General features: G+C 75.4%; 20 protein-coding genes. 13 read left to right on the forward strand and 7 right to left on the reverse strand.

The annotated features are described in order from the left end of the window. From ACWEPX_RS15160 to ACWEPX_RS15180, 5 genes are all read left to right on the forward strand, one after another. Positions 1-792 (forward strand): metallophosphoesterase family protein, encoded by a 792-nt coding sequence (locus ACWEPX_RS15160; protein ID WP_451897750.1) that lies wholly within the window; start codon positions 1-3, stop codon positions 790-792. A 19-nt stretch (positions 793-811) separates the two neighbouring features. Then, entirely contained in the window at positions 812-1,249 is a 438-nt protein-coding gene (locus ACWEPX_RS15165) for an SRPBCC family protein (RefSeq protein ID WP_451897751.1), read from the forward strand. Then, the gene (locus ACWEPX_RS15170) at positions 1,249-2,352 is read left to right on the forward strand and encodes a TRC40/GET3/ArsA family transport-energizing ATPase (protein ID WP_451897752.1); all 1,104 of its coding nucleotides are present in this window, start codon (positions 1,249-1,251) and stop codon (positions 2,350-2,352) included. Before ACWEPX_RS15165 ends, ACWEPX_RS15170 begins: the two co-directional genes overlap by 1 nt. A gap of 72 nt (positions 2,353-2,424) precedes the next feature. After that, positions 2,425-2,772: a hypothetical protein gene (locus tag ACWEPX_RS15175; RefSeq protein ID WP_451897753.1), complete on the forward strand. Its 348-nt coding sequence runs from the start codon at positions 2,425-2,427 to the stop codon at positions 2,770-2,772. Continuing rightward, complete coding sequence (locus tag ACWEPX_RS15180; protein WP_451897754.1) at positions 2,769-3,917, forward strand: ROK family protein; 1,149 nt, start codon at positions 2,769-2,771, stop codon at positions 3,915-3,917. The genes ACWEPX_RS15175 and ACWEPX_RS15180 overlap by 4 nt, the downstream gene beginning before the upstream one ends. Positions 3,918-4,020: 103 nt before the next feature. Here the strand turns inward: ACWEPX_RS15180 and ACWEPX_RS15185 are convergent, their stop codons facing one another. Next, on the reverse strand, positions 4,021-4,488 hold the full coding sequence (locus ACWEPX_RS15185) for a DUF308 domain-containing protein (RefSeq protein WP_451897755.1): 468 nt from the start codon (positions 4,486-4,488) through the stop codon (positions 4,021-4,023). Beyond that, positions 4,485-5,246, reverse strand: a complete 762-nt coding sequence (locus ACWEPX_RS15190) for an alpha/beta hydrolase (protein ID WP_451897756.1) — start codon at positions 5,244-5,246, stop codon at positions 4,485-4,487. Before ACWEPX_RS15190 ends, ACWEPX_RS15185 begins: the two co-directional genes overlap by 4 nt. Positions 5,247-5,376: 130 nt before the next feature. On the opposite strand from ACWEPX_RS15190, the gene ACWEPX_RS15195 reads away from it, so the two are divergent. The 5 genes from ACWEPX_RS15195 to ACWEPX_RS15215 all read left to right on the forward strand — a co-directional run bounded on the left by ACWEPX_RS15195 (position 5,377) and on the right by ACWEPX_RS15215 (position 9,929). After that, a complete protein-coding gene (locus tag ACWEPX_RS15195) occupies positions 5,377-6,066 on the forward strand; it encodes a lysophospholipid acyltransferase family protein (protein WP_451897805.1) in 690 nt (229 codons plus the stop codon). 14 nt (positions 6,067-6,080) lie between these two features. Continuing rightward, a complete protein-coding gene (locus ACWEPX_RS15200; protein ID WP_451897757.1) occupies positions 6,081-6,578 on the forward strand; it encodes a polyadenylate-specific 3'-exoribonuclease AS in 498 nt (165 codons plus the stop codon). A 100-nt stretch (positions 6,579-6,678) separates the two neighbouring features. After that, positions 6,679-7,704: a 6-phosphofructokinase gene (locus ACWEPX_RS15205; RefSeq protein ID WP_451897758.1), complete on the forward strand. Its 1,026-nt coding sequence runs from the start codon at positions 6,679-6,681 to the stop codon at positions 7,702-7,704. A gap of 57 nt (positions 7,705-7,761) precedes the next feature. Then, on the forward strand, positions 7,762-9,108 hold the full coding sequence (locus ACWEPX_RS15210) for an amidase family protein (RefSeq protein WP_451897759.1): 1,347 nt from the start codon (positions 7,762-7,764) through the stop codon (positions 9,106-9,108). Next, positions 9,105-9,929: a phosphotransferase gene (locus tag ACWEPX_RS15215; protein ID WP_451897760.1), complete on the forward strand. Its 825-nt coding sequence runs from the start codon at positions 9,105-9,107 to the stop codon at positions 9,927-9,929. Before ACWEPX_RS15210 ends, ACWEPX_RS15215 begins: the two co-directional genes overlap by 4 nt. Here ACWEPX_RS15215 and ACWEPX_RS15220 read toward each other — a convergent pair. Then, the gene (locus ACWEPX_RS15220) at positions 9,899-10,918 is read right to left on the reverse strand and encodes a DUF2891 domain-containing protein (RefSeq protein ID WP_451897761.1); all 1,020 of its coding nucleotides are present in this window, start codon (positions 10,916-10,918) and stop codon (positions 9,899-9,901) included. The two genes, ACWEPX_RS15215 and ACWEPX_RS15220, sit on opposite strands and share 31 nt — an antisense overlap. 117 nt (positions 10,919-11,035) lie before the next feature. Here ACWEPX_RS15220 and ACWEPX_RS15225 point away from each other — a divergent pair, with 117 nt between their 5' ends. Further along, positions 11,036-12,424, forward strand: coding sequence for a class II 3-deoxy-7-phosphoheptulonate synthase (locus ACWEPX_RS15225; RefSeq protein ID WP_451897762.1), 1,389 nt, complete (start codon positions 11,036-11,038; stop codon positions 12,422-12,424). A 169-nt stretch (positions 12,425-12,593) separates the two neighbouring features. Next, positions 12,594-12,944, forward strand: coding sequence for a hypothetical protein (locus ACWEPX_RS15230; protein WP_451897763.1), 351 nt, complete (start codon positions 12,594-12,596; stop codon positions 12,942-12,944). Positions 12,945-13,060: 116 nt separating this feature from the next. Here the strand turns inward: ACWEPX_RS15230 and ACWEPX_RS15235 are convergent, their stop codons facing one another. Continuing rightward, positions 13,061-15,268: a PASTA domain-containing protein gene (locus ACWEPX_RS15235; protein ID WP_451897806.1), complete on the reverse strand. Its 2,208-nt coding sequence runs from the start codon at positions 15,266-15,268 to the stop codon at positions 13,061-13,063. Positions 15,269-15,449: 181 nt separating this feature from the next. Between ACWEPX_RS15235 and ACWEPX_RS15240 the strand changes: the two genes are divergently transcribed. Continuing rightward, positions 15,450-15,815, forward strand: coding sequence for an Rv2175c family DNA-binding protein (locus tag ACWEPX_RS15240; protein ID WP_451897764.1), 366 nt, complete (start codon positions 15,450-15,452; stop codon positions 15,813-15,815). Here ACWEPX_RS15240 and ACWEPX_RS15245 read toward each other — a convergent pair. The 3 genes from ACWEPX_RS15245 to crtI all read right to left on the reverse strand — a co-directional run bounded on the left by ACWEPX_RS15245 (position 15,784) and on the right by crtI (position 19,714). Further along, positions 15,784-16,689 carry a phytoene/squalene synthase family protein gene (locus ACWEPX_RS15245; protein ID WP_451897765.1) on the reverse strand — a complete coding sequence of 302 codons (906 nt, stop codon included), beginning with the start codon at positions 16,687-16,689 and terminating at the stop codon, positions 15,784-15,786. The two genes, ACWEPX_RS15240 and ACWEPX_RS15245, sit on opposite strands and share 32 nt — an antisense overlap. Before the next feature lie 48 nt (positions 16,690-16,737). Further along, positions 16,738-18,117 (reverse strand): hypothetical protein, encoded by a 1,380-nt coding sequence (locus ACWEPX_RS15250; RefSeq protein ID WP_451897766.1) that lies wholly within the window; start codon positions 18,115-18,117, stop codon positions 16,738-16,740. 73 nt (positions 18,118-18,190) lie between these two features. Further along, a complete protein-coding gene (crtI, locus tag ACWEPX_RS15255; protein ID WP_451897767.1) occupies positions 18,191-19,714 on the reverse strand; it encodes a phytoene desaturase family protein in 1,524 nt (507 codons plus the stop codon). Positions 19,715-19,716 lie beyond the last annotated feature (2 nt).

The raw sequence follows: 19,716 nt of genomic DNA on the forward strand, positions 1-19,716 counted from the left end.
GTGCGGGTACATGTCGTCTCGGACGTGCACGGCAACGTCGAGGCACTCAAGCGGGCGGGCGACGGCGCCGACGCCCTGGTCGTGCTGGGTGACCTGATCGACTTCGTGGACTACCACGACCACTCCGGCGGGATCTTCGGCCGGGTGTTCGGCCCGGACGTGGTGCGCGAGTTCGCCCGGCTGCGCCGCGACGGCAAGCCCGGCGACGCGGGCCGCTACGCCCGGACCCTGTGGGCCGGGCTGGCCGACGCCCGCGCCACCGTGGAGGCGGCCGTGCGCGAGCAGTACGCGGCCCTCTTCGCCGCGCTGCCCGCGCCCACCTACGCCACCCCGGGCAACGTGGACCTGCCCGCGCTGTGGCCGGAGTACGCGGGCGGCGGCGTGCACGTGCTCGACGGGGACGTCGTGGAGCTCGGCGGCCTGCGGTTCGGCTTCATCGGCGGCGCGCTGCTGCCCTCCGGGCTGCCCAAGCCCCCGCCCACCGCGGTGTTCCGCCCGTACCTGCGCCCGCCGGAGGAGTACGACGCCGCGGTCGCCGCGCTGCCGCCGGTGGACGTGCTGTGCAGCCACGCCCCGCCGGACCTGCCCGAGCTGACCTACGACGTGGTGGCCCGCCGGGTCGAGCACGGCTCGGCCGGGCTGGTCGGGCGGATGCTGGCCGACCGGCCGCGGTGGGCGCTGTTCGGGCACGTGCACCAGCCGATGTGCCGCAGGCTGCGGTTCGCGGCGACCGAGTGCGCCAACGTCGGGCACTTCCAGCGCACCGAGACCCCCTACGTCCTGCGGTGGTGACCGGGTAGCCTCTGCGCTCATGGCCGACGAGTCCACCCAGTCCATCGTCGTCGACGCGCCCGCCGCGCGGATCATGGCCGTCATCGCGGACTTCCCGGCGTACCCGGAGTGGGCCGACGCGGTGAAGTCGACGCAGGTGCTGGCCACCGACGCGGGCGGCAGGGCCGAGCAGGTGGCCTTCGTGCTGGACGCGGGCATGTTCAAGGACGAGTACACGCTGGCCTACACCTGGGCCGACGACGGGCTCTCGGTGGAGTGGAACCTGGTCAAGGGCCAGATGCAGCGCGCGCAGCGGGGCCGCTACCGGCTCGTGGAGCGCGGCGGGCGCACCGAGGTCACCTACACCCTCTCGGTGCAGCTGGTGGTGCCGATGATCGGGCTGTTCCGGCGCAAGGCCGAGAAAATGATCATGGACATCGCGCTCAAGGAGCTCAAGCGCCGGGCCGAACAGGACTGATGCGCCTCCTGCTGTTCACCGGGAAGGGCGGGGTGGGCAAGACCACCCTGGCCGCGGCGACGGCCGTGCGCGTGGCCGACTCCGGCGACAAGGTGCTGGTGGTCTCCACCGACCCGGCGCACTCGCTGGCCGACGCCTTCGGTGCCCCGCTCACCGGCGAGCCGTCCGAAGTGGACAAGCAGCTGTGGGCGGCGCACATCGACGCGCGGGCGCTGGCCGACCGGTCGTGGGCCGGCCTGCGCGCCCAGGCGCGGTCGCTGTTCACCCGGCTGGGGCTGGACGCGGTGGACGCCGAGGAGCTGTCGGTCCTGCCCGGCGTGGACGACCTGCTGGCGCTGTCGGAGGTCGTGCGGCTGGCGTCGGCCGGGCCGTGGAAGGCGGTCGTGGTCGACTGCGGCCCCACGGCGGAGACCCTGCGGCTGCTGGCGCTGCCCGAGGCCGCGGCCGGGTTCGCCGGGCGCTTCGGCGAGCTGCGCAAGCTGGCCGCCGAGCTGGCGCGGCTGCGCGCGGTGCTGGCCGACCCCGCGGTGACCGGCGTGCGGCTGGTGCTCACCCCGGAGCGGCTGGTGGTCGCCGAGACCCGCCGCATGCTCACCGCCCTGGCGCTGCGCGGCATCCGGGTCGACGCGCTGGTCGTCAACCGGCTGGTGCCCGCCGCGCGCGGCTGGCCCGGCCCGGCGGCGGCGTGGCTGCGCACCCGCCGGTCCGAACAGGACGCCGTGCTGTCCGAACTGGACCCCGCCCTGCCGGTCAGCGTCGTCGGCCACCGCGCCGCCGAACCGGTCGGCATCCCCGCCCTGCGCGCCCTGGCCGACGACCTCTACGGCCCCGACGACCCGCTGACCGCCGCCGCCCCCGCCACCCAGCTGCTGTCGATCACCCCCGACGGCCCCGACCACCTGCTGACCATCGCCATCCCCATCACCCCGGACACCACCCTCGACCTGGCCCGCATCGGCGACGACCTCGCGGTCACCGTGGACGGGGCCCGCAGGCTGATCGCCCTGCCCCTCGTCCTGCGCCACCACGCCATCACCGACGCCGAGGCGGGCGGCGCGGGCCTGGTCCTGCGGTTCACCCCCGCGGCGGACGAGCAGCCGTGACCGGTGTCGGGGAGGATGGGCGGAACCCGATCGGGCGGGGGCTGGCGTTCGTCGTCGCTGGGAGGGGATCGCGTGTCGGCTGATCCGGGGAGCCGGTTGGCGGAGGAGCTGTCGCTGCTGTTCGCCGCCGTCGCCGAGCAGGCGGGTCCGTGGTTGGACCGGGTCGCGGCCAACGACCACGACTCCGCGGCGTGCGAGTGGTGCCCGCTGTGCGGGGTGATCGCGCTGCTGCGCGGGGAGCCGTCGGTGCTGGCGGCCCAGAGCCTGGAGCGCATGGCCGACCTCGTGGCGCTGCTGCGCGCCGTGCTGGCCGACCGGTGGGCGCCGGAGGAGGCACCGCACATGCCCGGCTTCACCCCGCCGCCGAAGCCGCCGCCCGCGTCCGGGCGGGTGCAGCGGATCCCGGTGCGGCGGACGTGAGGGCCGTCGGCGTCGACGTCGGCGGGACCAGCGTGCGTGCGGGGGTGGTGGACGCCGCCGGGCGCGTCGTCGACACCGCGCGCGGGGAGACGCCGCCGGGGGAGGACGCCCTGGAGGAGGTCGTCGCCGCGGTCGTCGGGGCGCTCGCGCGCAGGCACGAGGTCGGGGCGGTGGGGCTGGCCGTCGCCGGGTTCGTCGGCGCGGACCGCAGGACCGTCCTCTTCGCCCCGCACCTGCCCTGGCGCGCCGCACCGGTCGCCGACCGCATGTCCGCGCGGCTGGGCCTGCCGGTGGTGCTGGAGCACGACGCCAACGCCGCCGCGATCGGCGAGCACCGCCACGGCGCCCTGCGCGGCGCCCGGGTCGGCCTCCTGGTGGCGCTGGGCACCGGCATCGGCGGCGCCCTCCTCCTCGACGGCGAGGTCTTCCGCGGCGCGCACGGCGTCGCCCCCGAACTGGGCCACCTGCGGCTGGTCCCGGGCGGCAGGCCGTGCGGGTGCGGCAAGTCCGGCTGCTGGGAGCGCTACTGCAGCGGCACCGCCCTGGCCGCCACCGCCCTCGACCTGCTCGCCACCAGCCCGGCCCCGACCGGCGATGCCGCTGCCCGCCCGCCTTCGCCCCCGGCGCGCGGGGCTGCCGATCAGGCCCCGACCGCGGCTCCCGGGGCCGCAGCCTGCCCGGCTTCGTTCCCGGCCCGCGAGGCTGCTGCCTGCCCGGAGCTGCTCCCGGCCTGCGAAGCCGCCGACCCGGCTTCCGGCCCGGCCCGCGGGGCCGCTCCCGGCCCGGTGTCGATCCTGGCCCGCGAGGCCGCCGCCGATCCCGGCGGCCTGACCGGCCGCAAGGTCGCCGCCGCCGCCCGCGAGGGGGATCCGGTCGCCCGGCGCGCCGTCGCGGACCTGGCCCGCTGGCTCGGCGACGGCCTGGCCCTGGCCGCCGACGTCTACGACCCGGAGGTCATCGTCATCGGCGGTGGGGTGTCCGAGTCCGCCGAGCTCTTCCTCGACGACGCCCGCGCCCGCTACGCCGCCGCGCTCACCGGCGCGGGCCACCGCCCCCTGGCCCGGGTCCGCCCCGCCCAGCTCGGCGACGACGCCGGTCTCGTCGGCGCCGCCGCCCTGGCCGCCGACCTGCTCCGGACGGGATGACCGGTCCAGCGCCCGACACCCCGGGCCGGAGGCGGTTGACTCGCGGTGCGCGGTCGCCGGGGCTCAGCCTCGGCCTGCGCCGAGCGGGATGGCGGGACTCGGCTCAGACCTCGGCGCCGTCGTCGCCGGGGTCGAGGCGGGAGGTGCGGCGGGTGCGCAGGAGGAGCAGGCCGATGCCGCCGCCGAGGCAGACCAGGCCGATCGGGGTTGCGAAGCGGCCGTCCATCGGGGTGATGGCGGGCAGGAGCAGCAGGACCACGCCGAGGACCAGCATCGCGATCGCCAGCAGGGTCGGCCAGCGCAGGCGGGGCAGCGGCGGGGGCTCGGGCGGCTCGTAGTGCTCGTCGTCGTTGTCGTCGAAGGCGTCGTACTCGTCCTGGTAGCCGCGCCACGAGTCGCCCGGGCGGACCACGGTCGTGGGCTCGGTGGGCGGCTCCGGGGCGGCGGGGGGCTCATCCGGGGGGACCGAGCGGCCCACGCCCTCGCGTTCGAGGTCGGCGACGATCTGGGCGAACGCCGCGTCGATGTCCTCGGGGCTGTCGCCCCGGCCGTCCCCCAGCCTGCCGCTCACCCGAGGTCACCTGCCCCCACCCGGCGCGCGAAGGCGACGCTGCGGTCGAAGATCAGGTCGGCGTCGTGGTCCAGGGTCGCCACGTGGCGGCTGTTCGCCAGCACGACCTCGGTCACGTCGGTGCTGCTCACCTCGGCCAACACCACCTTCGAGTTCTCCGGCTCCACCACGTTGTCCACCGCCGAGTGCATCAGCAGCAAGGGCTGCGCCACCGCGGGCAGGTCGGCGCGGACCGCTGCCCACAGCTTGGTCAGGCTGGCGAGCGCGCGCAATGGGGTACGGGGGTATGCGTGCTCGGTCACCCCCGGCTTGGCGATGTCGTCGCTGATGGGGCGTATCGACGGCACCAGCCGCGACAGCGCGGGCACCAGCCGGATGTCCCGGCGCAGCGACATCACCGACGGGTTCACCAGCACCAGGCCCGCCACGTCCGCCCCGCGCACCTGGGCCAGCCGCAGGCACAGCGCCCCGCCCATCGACAGGCCGAAGGCGAACACCGCCGAGCAGCGCTCCCGCAGCTCGACGAAGGCCGCGTCGATCTCGCCGAACCACTGCGGCCAGGTGGTGCGGTTCATGTCCTGCCAGCGGGTGCCGTGCCCGGGCAGCAGCGGCAGCCGCACGCTGAACCCCTCGGCGACCAGCCGGTCGGCCCACGGCCGCAGGCTGAACGGCGAGCCGGTGAACCCGTGGCTGAGCACCACGCCGATCTCGGTCGAGCCGTCGTGCGCGAACTGCTCCGCGCCCGCGATTGCTGGCACCGCCACCTCCGTCAGACCTGGACACGTCATGGTCGCACGGACCAAGCCCGGGATGACCGGATCATCTCCGGCGCGCGGACCGGCGTTACCCTTGATCGCCCGGGAGACGGAGGTCGGCGTGTACTGGCTGATGAAGCACATCCTGCTCGGCCCGCTGCTGCGGCTGTTCTTCCGCCCGCGGATCGAGGGCCGCGAGCACATCCCGGCCACCGGGGGCGCGCTGCTGGCCAGCAACCACCTGGCCGTCTCCGACTCGTTCTTCCTCCCGCTGATGGTCGAGCGCCGGGTCACCTTCCCGGCCAAGATCGAGTACTTCACCGAGCCGGGCATCAAGGGCCGGTTCAAGAAGTGGTTCTTCACCGGCGTCGGGCAGATCCCGATCGACCGATCCGGGGCCAGCGCCGCCCAGGACGCCCTCGACACCGCTGTGCGGCTGCTGCGCGAGGGCAAGCTCATGGGCATCTACCCCGAGGGCACCCGCTCGCCCGACGGCCGCCTCTACCGCGGCAAGACCGGTGTGGCGCGCATCGCCCTGCAGGCGGGCGTCCCGGTGATCCCGGTGGCCATGTTCGGCACCGACAAGGCCAACCCGATCGGCTCGAAGATGTGGCGCCCGCACCCCATCCGGATCGTGGTCGGCGAGCCGCTGGACTTCTCCCGCTACGCGGGCCTCGACGGCGACCGGTTCATCGAGCGCTCCATCACCGACGAGATCATGTACGCCCTCATGGAGCTGTCCGGCCAGGAGTACGTCGACATGTATGCCGCCAAGGCCAAGGAGGCCGCCGCGGACCGCCTCCCCGCGGCCGAGGCGAGCTGACATACAGTCCGCGGGTGCGGTTTTTCTACGACACCGAGTTCATCGAGGACGGAACGACCATCGACCTGGTGTCGATCGGTGTCGTCGACGAGCAGGGCCGGGAGTTCTACGCGGTATCGACCGAGTTCAACCCGGACAAGGCCGGGCCGTGGGTGCGCGACAACGTGCTCGACAAGCTGCCCCCGCCCAGCGACCGGGCCTGGCGCGACCGGGCGGCCATCCGCCGGGACCTGATGGCCTTCCTCACCGCGGGCAAGGGCCGTGTCGAATTGTGGGCCTGGTTCGGCGCCTACGACCACGTCGCGCTCGGCCAGCTGTGGGGCGCGATGCCCGCCCTGCCGCGCGAGCTGCCGCGGTTCACCCGCGAGCTGCGCCAGCGCTGGGAGGACGTGGGCAGGCCGCCGCTGCCCGCCCCGCCTGCCGACGCCCACGACGCGCTGGCCGACGCCCGGCACAACCTGGTGCGCTGGCGGGTCATCGACGAGCTGTGGCGCCGCCGCGGGGGCCGCTGAGTCCAGCTCGTGGACCCCTGGTTGCTATACCGATTCAGTGGGTGGCAGGCTAGTCGGTGACGGCTGTCACTGAATCGAAATCAAATCGGAGGGATTCCCCATGCGGGTCGGCGTGCTCACCGGTGGCGGTGACTGTCCCGGTCTGAACGCGGTCATCCGGGCTGTGGTGCGCAAGGGCATCGAAGCCCACGGCTGGGAGATCGTCGGGTTCCGCAGCGGCTGGCAGGGGCCCCTGGAGGGGATCAGCAGGCCCATCGGCCTCGACGACGTCGAGGACATCCTCACCCGGGGCGGCACGATCCTCGGTTCCTCGCGGACCAACCCCTACAAGGTCGACGGCGGCGTCGACAAGATCAAGGCGGTGCTGGCCGACCAGGGCGTCGACGCGCTCATCGCCATCGGCGGCGAGGACACCCTCGGGGTGGCCAAGAAGCTGACCGACGACGGCGTCGGCGTCGTGGGCGTGCCGAAGACGATCGACAACGACCTCGGCGCGACCGACTACACCTTCGGCTTCGACACCGCGGTGCACATCGCCACCGAGGCGATCGACCGGCTGCGCACGACCGCCGAGTCCCACCACCGCGCGCTGGTGGTGGAGGTCATGGGCAGGCACGCGGGCTGGATCGCGCTGCACTCGGGCCTGGCTGGCGGGGCGAACGTCATCCTGGTGCCGGAGCGGCCCTTCAGCGTCGACAAGGTCGTCGAGTGGGTCGAGCGGCGCTTCGAGCGCGAGTACGCCCCGATCATCGTGGTCGCCGAGGGCGCGCTGCCCGAGGGCGGCGACGAGGTGCTGCTGACCGGGGAGAAGGACGCCTTCGGGCACGTCCGGCTCGGCGGCATCGGCACCTGGCTGGCCGAGGAGATCGCCGAGCGCACCGGCAAGGAGTCGCGCGCGGTCGTGCTGGGCCACACCCAGCGCGGCGGCACCCCGACCGCCTACGACCGGGTGCTGGCCACCCGCTTCGGCCTGCACGCGGTGGACGCGGTCGCCGACGGCGACTTCGGCGTCATGGTCGCCCTGCGCGGCACCGACATCGTGCGCGTCAAGCTGGCCGAGGCGACCGCCGAGCTGAAGACCGTCCCGCTGGAGCGCTACGCCGAGGCCGAGGTCTTCTTCGGCTGACGGACCCCGCGCCCGCCCCGGTGATCGGCCGGGGCGGGCGCACTAGGGTCTGCGGGCATGGAACTGCTCTGGGCCGGGGCGGACGCCCAGGCGCGGGCGCTGCGCGCCGGGCAGGTGCGCGCGCCGGAGCTGCTCGACGCCGTGCTCGCCCGGCTGCGCGCGGTCGACCCGGTGATCAACGCCTTCCGCGCCGTGCACGACGCGCGCGAGGCGGCCGAGGCCGCGCAGGACCGCATCGACGCCGGGGAGAGCACCCCGCTGCTGGGCGTGCCGATCGCGGTCAAGGACGACATCGACGTCGCGGGCGACGTGACCGCGGCGGGCGGGCGCCCCCAGTTCCCGCCCGCGGCGACCGACAGCCCCGCGGTGGCCCGGCTGCGGGCGGCGGGCGCGGTGATCGTCGGCCGGACGCTGACGCCGGACCGCTGCCTGTGGCCGTTCACCGAGACCCTGGCCTACGGCGCGACCCGCAACCCGTGGCACCTCGACCACACCCCGGGCGGCTCGTCCGGCGGCAGCGCGGCGGCCGTCGCCGCCGGGATCGTCGGCGCGGCCACCGGCTCCGACGGCGGCGGGTCGGTGCGCATCCCCGCGTGCGCGTCGGGGGTGTTCGGGCTCAAGACCAGCCGCGGGCTCATCCCGCACCCGGAGGTGTGGCACGGGCTCTCCGGCCTGGGCGCGCTGGGCCGGGGCGTGGCCGACGCCGCCGCGCTGGTCGAGGTGCTGTCCGGGCAGCCCGGCCACCGGGCCGCGGTGGACACCCCGCCCCCGCCGCTGCGCATCGCGCTGGTCTGGAAGACCCCGGTCGGCCGCCCACCGATGTCGGCGGAGTACCGACGGGCCGTCGCCGACACCGCCGACCGGCTGCGGGGCCTCGGCCACCGGGTGACCGAGGCCGACCTGCCCATCGGCGCCCGCCCCTGGCCGCAGTTCCTGGTCCGCTACCTGCGCGGGATCGCCGACGACGCGGCCGCGCTGCCGCACCCGGAGTGGCTGGAGCCGCGCACCCGCAGGCTGGCCCGGGTCGGCGCGAAGGTGCCCGACCGGGTGCTGTCCGCCGCGCGGGCCGCGGAGGAGCGGCTGCACGCGCTGATGGCGGGCTTCTTCGCCGACCACGACCTGATCCTGCAGCCGGGCTGGGTCCGCAGGCCCACGCGGATCGGCCGCTACCACGGCAGCGGCGCGTCGGCCACGCTCGCCGCCGTCGGCGCGCACATCACCTACTTCCCGACCTGGAACGTGCTGGGCTACCCGGTGGCGGCGCTGCCGGTCGGCTTCGACGCGATCGGCATGCCCATCGGCGTGCAGGTGGTCGGCCCGGCAGGCGCGGAGCGGCTGCTGCTGTCGCTGTCGGGCCAGTACGAGCGCGCCCACCCGTGGGCCGACCGCAGACCGCCGCTGTGAACCTCGACGAGGTGCGGTGGCGGATGCTGCGCCGGTACGGCCCGGACGTGGGCGGGTGGCTCGACCGGCTGCCGCCGCTGCTCGACCGGATCGCCGCGGAGTGGGGGCTGGAACTGGGCGAGCCCTACCCGGGCGGCAACTCGGGGGCGACCGTGGCCGCCCGCCGCGACGGCGTCCCGGTGGTGCTGAAGGTCTTCCCCGAGCAGGCCACCGCCGCCCGCCAGCAGGCCGACGTGCTGCGCGCCTTCGCGCCCACCGGCCGGGTGCCCGGCGTACTGGCCGCGGCCGACGGCGCCCTGCTCATCGAGCACGTGGCCGGGGAGCCCGGCTGGCCCGAGCCAGCCGAGTTCGCCGCCCTGCTGGCCGACCTGCACGCCGCCGCGCCGCCGCCGGGCAGGCCGGACCTGGCCGAGGGCACGGCGGCGTTCCTGGGCCGGGCGCGGCCGGAGGGCCCGGTCACCGCCGACGACCTGGCCGCCTCCGCCGCCGCGTGCTCGGCGCTGGCGGCCACGGTCGACCGCGCGGTGCTCCTGCACGGCGACCTGCACCGCGACAACGTGCTCGTCGGCGGGCGCGCGGTCGTCATCGACCCGCACGGCACCCTCGGCGAGCCGGAGTTCGACGCCGTGGACTACGTCCTCGACGGCCCGGGCATCCCCGCCCGGCGCGACGCCCTGCTCGCGGTGTCGGACCTGCGCCCGGACCGGCTGGAGGGCTGGTGCCGGGCGGTGGCCGCGGTGGTGGCGATCGGGGCGGCGCGCCGGGGCAGGCCGACCGCGGAGCTGCTCGACTACGCCCGCAGCGCGCCCAGGTCGAGGTAGGCGGCGAAGGTGCCGAGCCAGTGCTCGGCGGCGTAGCCGTAGCCGAAGACGTAGCGCAGGCCCGCCGTGCGGTGCTCGTCGGCGGCCGCGCGGGCCAGGTCGCGGTGGCGGTGCCCCGCGGGCAGGCCCTCGGCGATCCCACGCCAGCACCAGGCCCGGGACAGCGCCAGGCCCGACAGGTGCGAGCCGTACGGGTCGGCCGGGTCGTCGACCTCGACCGGGGTGCGCAGGGTCGCCCAGCGCGGGCCGTCGAGGTCGGGGATGAAGGCGTCGAGCCACTCGGCGAACGCGGCGGGCTCGCGGACCCGGCGCAGCAGGTCGGCCTCGACGAGGGCGGGGGAGAGGAAGTCGGCGGCGCTGGGCTCGAAGCCGCCGTAGCCGCGGTCGGCGCCGAAGAAGCGCTCCGCGGCCTCGGCGCAGGCCGCCGCCAGCTCGTCGTCGCCGGTCGCGCGGGCGGCGTCGATGACCAGGCCGATGGCGAAGGCGCTGTTGGTGTGCGTGCCCGCCCGGATCGGCAGCCGGGCGGCGGTGATCCAGTCCAGCCAGCGGGAGCGGATCACCTCGGCCAGCGGGGCCAGCGCGGCCGACCAGCGCTGCCCGTCGGGCCAGCAGCCCAGCTCCGCGGTCAGGGTCAGCAGCCAGGCCCAGCCGTACGGGCGCTCCCAGAACGCGCCCTCCGCGGTGGCGAAGAACACGGCCTCGGTGCGCGCCCCCTCCGGGGTCGCCAGCTCGTCGAGCGCGGCGCGGGCGGCGTCGGCTCCGCCGAGGCCGGGTAAGACGCGCAGCAGCCGCGCGATCAGCCAGGTCTGGTGCACGCACGAGTGCCAGTCGTAGGAGCCCGCGAAGACCGGGTGCAGCTCGCGCTGCGGTCTCAGGTCGCCCGGGGAGTGGATCAGGTGCATCCAGTGGACCGGGTAGTCCCGGCGGATGTTGGCGACGGCGGTGGCGAGGAGTCGTTCGGCGGTGGCCGAATCCAGGTCCGGGGTCACCGCCGCCATCATTCCGACCGGGGGCGGGGCCGTACCACCCTGCAAGCGATTGCGTCCACGTCATGGGACGGGTGTCCCGGTGCGCGGGCGGCTGCCCCGACCTCCTACGCTGGGCACGTGAACTGGACCGTGGACGTGCCGGTGGACACGCTTCCCGAGCTCCCACCGCTCCCGCCGACCCTGCGCGCCCGCCTCGACGAGGCCCTGGCCCGCCCGGCCGCCCAGCAGCCGCAGTGGCCCGACGCCGAGCAGGTGCGGCAGGTGCGCACCGTGCTGGAGAGCGTGCCGCCCATCACCGTGCCCGCCGAGATCGACCGCCTGCACGGCCGCCTCGCCGAGGTCGCCCAGGGCCGGGCGTTCCTGCTGCAGGGCGGCGACTGCGCGGAGACCTTCGCCGACAACACCGAGCCGCACCTGCGCGGCAACATCCGCACGCTGCTGCAGATGGCCGTCGTGCTGACCTACGGCGCGAGCATGCCGGTGGTCAAGGTCGGGCGGATCGCGGGCCAGTACGCCAAGCCCCGCTCCAACGCCACCGACGCCCTCGGCCTGCCGGTCTACCGCGGCGACATCGTCAACTCGCTGGTCGCCACGCCCGAGGCCCGGGTGCCCGACCCGTCCCGGATGATCAGGGCCTACGCCAACTCCAGCGCCGCGATGAACCTCGTGCGCGCGCTGACCGGCGCCGGGATGGCCGACCTGACCCAGGTCCACGACTGGAACCGCGACTTCGTCCGCACCTCGCCGGCAGGCGAGCGGTACGAGGCCCTGGCCACCGAGATCGACCGCGGCCTGCGCTTCATGCGCGCCTGCGGGGTCGAGGACACCTCGCTGCACACCGCCGAGGTGTACGCCAGCCACGAGGCGCTGCTGCTGGACTACGAGCGCGCGATGCTGCGGCTGGACACCCGGGCCGACGACGCCCGGCTCTACGACCTGTCCTCGCACTTCCTGTGGATCGGCGAGCGGACCCGCCAGCTCGACGGCGCGCACATCGCCTTCGCCGAGCTGCTGTCCAACCCGATCGGCCTCAAGATCGGCCCGACGACCACGCCGGAGATGGCCGTGGAGTACGTCGAGCGGCTCGACCCGCGCAACCAGCCCGGCAGGCTGACCCTGATCAGCCGCATGGGCAACGCCAAGGTCCGCGACGTGCTGCCCGCGATCGTGGAGAAGGTCGAGGCGTCCGGGCACAAGGTCATCTGGCAGTGCGACCCGATGCACGGCAACACCCACGAGTCCTCCACCGGCTACAAGACCCGCCACTTCGACCGCATCGTCGACGAGGTGCAGGGCTTCTTCGAGGTGCACAGGCGGCTGGGCACCCACCCCGGCGGCATCCACGTCGAGCTGACCGGCGAGGACGTCACCGAGTGCCTCGGCGGCGCCCAGGAGATCTCCGACGCGGACCTGTCCGGCCGCTACGAGACCGCCTGCGACCCGCGGCTGAACACCCAGCAGTCGCTGGAATTGGCGTTCCTGGTCGCCGAGATGCTTCGCTCGTAAATAGTTCCGCGCGCAATAATCCCCGTGCCCGGAACGGGCGCGGGGATTCTTCGCATCCCCGATCGTGTTTACTTCCCGTGCCTACTCAGGTGATTCCGCAGATTTCGTGCGGCTGATCACCCGGCGCTGCCTCTACCGTTCGCGCTATCCGACGAAGGGTGCGGCTTCGATGGCGCAGATCACTGAGGCAAGCGCGGTGGCGCGGTTTCCCGAGTTGGCCGAACTGGTGGCCCTGCGGACCTCGGGCTGGCGCTTCCGCCCGCTGGCCGACGAGCGGGGCGCGCTGCTCTGCATCGCGGGCTGCCGCTGCCACCGGATGCACACCGACGCCCTCTACCTCTTCGACCGCACCCGCGTGGTCGGTGTGCGCCTGCTGGAAGGCGACGGCGGCGGCGTCGTCTGGCTGCGCGACGGCTCCGACCTCGCCGAGATCGTGCGCGACCTGGTCTCCCTGCCCGCCCCCGGCGAGCCCGGCGCGCCCAACCTGGTGATCCGGTCCACCGCGCTGTGGACGCCCTGACCGCTCGCATTTCGGGACGAACCGCAACTTGCGGATGAGTTGGCCGATCACCCGATGGGACCGTTGAATCCGAATTGCGCTGCTGGTATCGGCGACAATCGCAGGCCCCGCCCGTTCTAGAACGCGAACACCTGCACCTTGCTCCCCGGCGGCACCCGCGTGCCCGGTCCGGGGGTCTGGGTGAGCACCCGGCCGTTGCCGTTGGAGAAGGGCGCCAGTTCGATCGCCAAGCCGTGCTCGGCGAGTTTCGCCTGCGCCTCCGGCACGCTCATCCCGCTGAGGTCCGGCACCGTCAGCGCCGCCGAGAAGACGACGGTGACCTGCTTGTTGCCCTTGGCGTCGATCGAGGTGCCCGCGGGCGGGTCGCTGCGGATGGCCCGGCCGCCCTCGACGTCGGCGGAGAACTCCGGGGCGCCCTCGACCGGCTGGAACCCGAGGTTGGTCAGCTCGGCGAACGCCTCGTCCTTGGTCTTGCCGCGCACGTCCGGCACCTGCTTGGGGGCCGGGCCCTTGCTCAGCACGATCACGACCCGGGTGCCCAGGTCCAGCGCCGTGCCCGCGGGCGGGTTGAGCGCGACCACCATGCCCTCGGGCACCTGCTCGTCGTGGACGTTGGCGGCGTCGTCGCGCTGGGGCTGCAGGCCGTGGTCGCGGATGGCGGCCTCGGCGGCCACCGGGTCGGCCCCGGGGGCGATGTCGGGCACCACCGGCCTGCCCGCGGAGACCACCAGCGTGACCGGGTCGCCGCGCAGCACCTCGGCGCCGCCGCCGGGGTCGGTGCTGATCACCACGCCCTGCGGGACCTCGTTGTGCGGCTTCCGGTTCACCGTCGGGGTCAGCCCCGCCTCGCGCGCCGCCGCCTCGGCGACGCCCGCCTCCGCGCCCGCCAGCGACGGCACGACGGTGTAGCGGCCGGAGGTGAACCACCAGGTCAGCGTGCCGAGCAGGGCCAGGACGAGCACGCCTGCGATGCCCATCACCACGTACCTGCGGGTGGCCGACCGCGGGGGCGGCGGGCCGGGCAGCGGCTGGGGGCCGGTGTGCGGCGGCTGCGCCTGGGCGGCCTCGATGACCTTCTCCAGGTCCGAGCGCAGCATCGCCCGGGTGCCCTGCGGGCCCGCCGCGCTGAACCCCTGCGGCGGGCGCATCACCGTGGCGTGGCCGACGGCGGGGGCCTGCCCGAGCGCGGGGGCCGGGCCGATCCCGGCCGCGGCCAGCGCGCCGGTGCTGACCCGGATCGTGGCCTCGGGGTCGACGACCGCGGGCACGGCGCGCTCGGTCGGCTCGTCGGCGGGGTCGCTCGCGGCAGGCGGGTCGGTGGTGACGGTGCGGTCCTCGTCGCCCGCGACCGCCTCGACCGCCGCGGCGACTGCAGCGGGGGCCTGGGGCGCGGAGGTCTGGGGCGCAGGCGTCTGGGGTGCAGGAGCCTGGGGTGCGGAGGTCGCGGGGGCGGGGGGTGCAGAAGGCGCAGAAGGCGCGGAGGGGGCGGATGCGGGGGGCGCGGACGCCTCGGCCGGGGGCAGGGGTTTGGGCGTGGGCACCGGGATGCGCATCCGCGGCAGCGCCGAGGCCTGGCGCACCTGCTGCAGCTCGGCCAGGAAGGCCGCGCCGTCGGCGGGCCGGGTCTGCGGGTCGCGGCGGGTGGCGCGGGTGACCAGCTCGTCCAGGGCGGGCGGCAGGCCGCGCACCAGCGCGCCCGCGGGCGGCACGTCGTCGTTGGCGTGGCGGTAGGCCACCGTCAGCGGGTTGTCGCCCACGTACGGCGGCGCGCCGGTCAGCATCTCGTAGAGCACGATGCCCGCGGAGTACACGTCGCCGCGCGGCGTCGCCGTGCCCGTGGTGACCTGCTCGGGCGACAGGTAGGAGACCGTGCCCAGGATCACGCTGCTCTTGGTCGTCCCCGGGCTCGACAGCGCCCGCACGAGGCCGAAGTCGGCGACCTTGACCACGCCGTTCGCGCCGATCAGCACGTTCTCCGGCTTCACGTCGCGGTGCACGAGGTCGGCGGCGTGCGCGGCGGCGAGCGCGGCCAGCACCGGCTCCAGGATCGACACCGCCAGCGGCGGCGGCAGCGCGCCGCGCTCGGCGAGCAGGTCGCGCAGCGTGCCGCCGTCGACCAGCTCCATCACCAGGTACACGTGGTCGCCGTCGAGGCCCTGGTCGTGCACGGCGACGACGTTGGGGTGGTGGATGCGGGCCGCGGAGCGGGCCTCGCGCTCGAAGCGCTCGACGAAGCTGGGGTCGGCGGCGAAGCGCGGGTCCATGACCTTGATCGCCACCGGCCGGTCGAGCCGGGTGTCCACGCCCCGGTAGACCGCTGACATGCCGCCGCGCGCCAGCGGAGCGTCGACTCGGTAGCGCTGCTCCAGCAGCGCCCCGATCAGACCCGTCTCCCGCACAGTGGTCGATCGTACGGACGCGCCGCTGGGAATGTGGCAACGCCTGCGGATTTCACGGCTGCCTCACATAGCGGGGACGCGGGCCGCAATGGCACAGTGGACAACCGTGAGCTCGATTCCCGCCGCCGCCGATGTGCTCGACCCCGAGGTGGAGGTCCTGCCGCTGCCGGACGTCGCCGCCCGCCTGGACCAGCCCGTCACCCGGGTCCACCAAGCGCTGCGCGACCACCACCTGCTCGCCCTGCGCCGCGACGGCGTGCTGGGCGTGCCCGCGGACTTCATCGCCGACGCCGAGGTCGTCAAGGGACTGCCCGGCACGATCACCCTGCTGCACGACGCCGGGTACAGCCCCGACGAGATGCTGCGGTGGCTGTTCACCGCCGACGACTCGCTGCCCGGGCGCCCGATCGACGCGCTGCGCGGCAACCGCGGCCGCGAGGTCAAGCGCCGGGCCCAGGCCCTGGCGTTCTGACCCGGGCCGCCAGGCACCGGAGCGCACCCGGCGCGGCGACCGCGAGCCGCCTGCGCCGGGGCACCACCGCGCGGCGGGTGAGCACGTCGTAGTCCGCGCGGGCGATCTCGTCGAGGATGCCCGCGTAGAGCCGGTACGCGGTGGCCACGCACGGGCGGGCCACCGGGTCCAGCAGGGCGATCCCGGGCTCGGCCCGCCGGTACACCGCGCGCGTGTGGGCGACCAGGTGGGCGATGGCCCGGCGCACCGCCCGGTCGCCGCCGACGGCCCGGGTGGCCAGCAGCCGCTCCCGGTCGACGCCGAAGGCCGCCAGGTGGTCGGCGGGCAGGTACACCCGGCCGCGGTCGAGGTCCTCGCCGACGTCGCGCAGGAAGTTGGTGAGCTGGAACGCCTCGCCCAGCGCGGCTGCGGCCGGTTCGGCGTCCGCGCGCGGTCCGGCCGTGCCCAGCACGGGCAGCATCATCAGCCCGATCACGCCCGCCGACCCGTGCGTGTACTCCGCGAGCGCGTCGAGGTCCGGGTAGTCGGTGATGGTCAGGTCCATGCGCATCGACTTGAGGAACACGGCGAACAGCTCGGGGTCGATCGCGTAGCGGTCCACGGTGTCGGCCAGCGCGGCGAGCACCGGGTGCGCGGGCGCGCCGAAGAAGGCCGACCGCAGCTCGGCCTCCAGCGCCCCCAGCGCGCCCGCCGGGTCGGGCCCGGGGGCGTCGACGATCTCGTCGGCCAGCCGGGCGAACCCGTAGAGGGCGTGCACGGCGGGCCGCCGGTGCGGCGGGAGGAGCCGGGTCGCTAGGTAGTAGGTGCGGCCGTGCTCGGCGTTGATGCGGCGGCAGGCCCGGTAGGCCGCGGCCAGGTCGGGGTCGGCGCGCATGGCCCCGGCATCGTCGCACAGCGCCCGGCCGGGGCCGGTGCCGCTGTGTCAGCGCTTACAGGCCGCCCACTGGCCGACGGGGCAGCCCTCGGCGACCAGCTGGCCCAGCAGCCGGTACCCGGCCACCGGGCTGTCGGTGGCGGTCACCAGGTCCACCGCGCACAGCGCCTTGGTCGCCGCGAAGCAGGCCGGGATCTGCCGGGCCGCGTGGTCGCGCCAGGTCTCGCCCGCGGCCACGCCGTACTTCCACACCTGGCCGTCGCCGTAGGCCAGCGCGTAGACGAAGTGGCTGCCCTCGGTGCGGTCGGAGGCGACCGCGGGCTCGACGGCGGCCCGCTCGCGGAGCTGGTCGAGGTCCGGGGCGTCGGCCAGCACCAGCGTCGACCACTCCACGCTGTACGGGTGGTTGCCGGGCACGGAGTTGGCCCGCTGGTAGAACTGCTTCCACTGGGCGGTGGTCAGCGTGCACCGCGCCTCGCCCTGCTTGCCGGGCTCCACCGGGCCCGCCTTGGTCTCGCACACGCCCAGCGGCTGCCCGTCGCCCTGCCAGGTGCCGCGCACCGACACGGTGACGGCGAGCTTGCTGGAGTTGGTGAACCGCACGATGATCGAGCAGCTCTGGGCGCCGCAGGCGTCGAAGTTGTGCTCGCCCTCGGTGACCGTGGTGAGCGCGTCGACCGGGGCGGCCAGGGCCTCGGCGTTCTCGGCCAGCTTGGCGTAGAAGGCGCTCAGGTCGGCCGAGGCGTCCTCGACCTGCGCGCTCAGGTCGGCCACGCTGGTCGGGTCGGCCCGGCCCAGCCGCTCCGCCTCGATCTTGACCACGCCGTGCGGGGCCTCCGCGGCCAGGTAGAGCGTGCCGCCCTCGGTGGCCACCCGCACCGCGTCCACGCCCGCGACGGACTCGGTCGCGCCGTCGGCGAAGGGCTCGTCGCCCGCCGCGTCGGCGCCGCGGGCGAGCTGGCTGCTGAGCGCCTCGGGGGCGAACACCCCGCCGAACTCCAGGCCGAGCAGCCCGCTGGGGGTCTGCACCCAGCGGCCCGCGATCGCCGCGGCGCGGCCGGTGCCGCCGATGCCGGTGATCTCGTTCCAGAACGCCGCCGGGCCCTTGAGGTAGATCGTGTCGTTGACGACCAGAACCGACGCGGGCTGCCCGGCGATGACGACCTCGCCCTGGATCTCGCCGGTGCGGGCCGCGACGAGGTCGAAGCCGACCTCCTCGCCGGAGGCGGTCATCGTGCCCGCGTAGCGCACGGCCCCGGACTCGGCCAGGTCCAGCAGCGACTGCGCGGCGGTCTGCCCGGCAGTGGCGGGGGCGACCGGGACCGCCTCCGGGCTGCCCTGGACCGCCGAGGTGCAGGCGGCGCCCAAGGCCAGCACGGCGCCGACCGCGACCACGATCCCGCCGCGCCGCCGTCCCAGCATCCGCATCGCCCGCTCCTCACCGCCGTGCCCCGCCCCGGGCATTATCCGCCGCGGGGTTCCCCCGGGGTGGGACGTCTGCTCACATTCCGCTTACAGATTCCCCCCGACCGCGCGAGCGGCGCGCCGCCTGCCCGGTGCCGGTCACCCGTTGGGCGGCCAGCCTGCCGGAGATGACCACCGGTGGGATGCCGACGCCCGGGGTGGTCCCGCTGCCCGCGAGCACCACGTTGTCCGCGCCCGGGACGAGGTTGCGCGGGCGGAACGGGCCGGTCTGGGCGAAGGTGTGCGCCACGGAGAACGGCGTGCCGTCGGCCAGGCCCGCCGCCGCCCAGTCGGCCGGGGTGACCAGCCGCAGGTCGGTGGTCTCCGCGCCGAACCCGGTCAGGCCGCGCCGGGCCAGCTCGGCGACCAGCTCGGCCCGGTAGGCCGGGCCGACCCGCCGCCAGTCGATCGGGCCGACCGCCAGGTTCGGGCACGGCGCGAGCACCGAGACCAGCTCCCGGCCCGCGGGCGCCAGGCCGGGGTCGGTCTTGGTCGGGCGGGTCACCAGCAGCGACGGGTCGCCCATCAGCCGCCCGCGCCGGGTGATCTCGGCGAAGGTGCGCTCCCACGCCCCGCCGAAGAAGATCGTGTGGTGGTCCAGCTGCGGCCACGACCGCGGCGAGCTGGTGTGCAGCACGACCGCGGAGGGGGAGTAGCGCAGCCGCAGCGGCCTGCGCGGGGTGATGCCCAGCAGCCGGTAGCTCGCGGCGAGGTCGGCGGTCAGCACCACCGCGTCGCAGGGCACGCGCTCGCCCGCGGTGGTGCGCACGGCGCGCACCCGGCTGCCGATGCGCTCCAGCCAGGCCGCGGCCGTGCCGTAGCGGAAGCGCACGCCCGCGCGCCCGGCCGCCGCCGCCATCACCTCGGCCACCGACCCCATCCCGCCGCGCGGGTAGTACACGCCCGCCACGGTGTCCATGTAGGCGATGACCGCGTAGGCGGCCAGCGCGCGGCTGGGGGCCACGCCCGCGTACAGGGACTGGAAGGAGAACAGCCTGCGCAGGCGCTCGTCGGACAGGTGCCGGGCCACCGCGGGGCCGAGCCTGCCGAACCCGCCGAGCGCGGCCAGCCGGGCCAGGTCGGGGTGGGCCAGGTCGGCGGGGGAGTCGAAGTTGGACCCGATGAACCGGTCGCGCTGCACCCGGTACAGCTCGGTCAGCCAGGCCCGCAGGCTGCGGTAGCCCGCCGCCTCGCGCGGGCCTGCCACCCGCCGCACCTCGGCCTCCATCGCCGCGGCGTCGGTGTGCACGGCGATCGTGCTGCCGTCGGCGAAGTGGGCGCGGTAGGCGGGGTCGAGGCGGACCAGGTCCAGCTCCGACAGCGAGCCGCCGACCGCCGACAGCGCCTCGTCGATCAGCTCGGGCATGGTGAGCACGGTCGCGCCGGTGTCGACCCGGTGCCCGGCGATGACCTCCTGCCCGGCCCGCCCGCCGGGGGCGTCGGCGGCCTCCAGCACGGTCACCTCGCGGCCCGCGCCCGCCAGGTGCAGCGCGGCGGAGAGCCCGGACAGCCCCGCCCCGACGACCACCACGTGGTCGGTCCGGCCGGTGATGGTGCGCATGG

The organism is Actinokineospora sp. NPDC004072 (assembly GCF_053604195.1).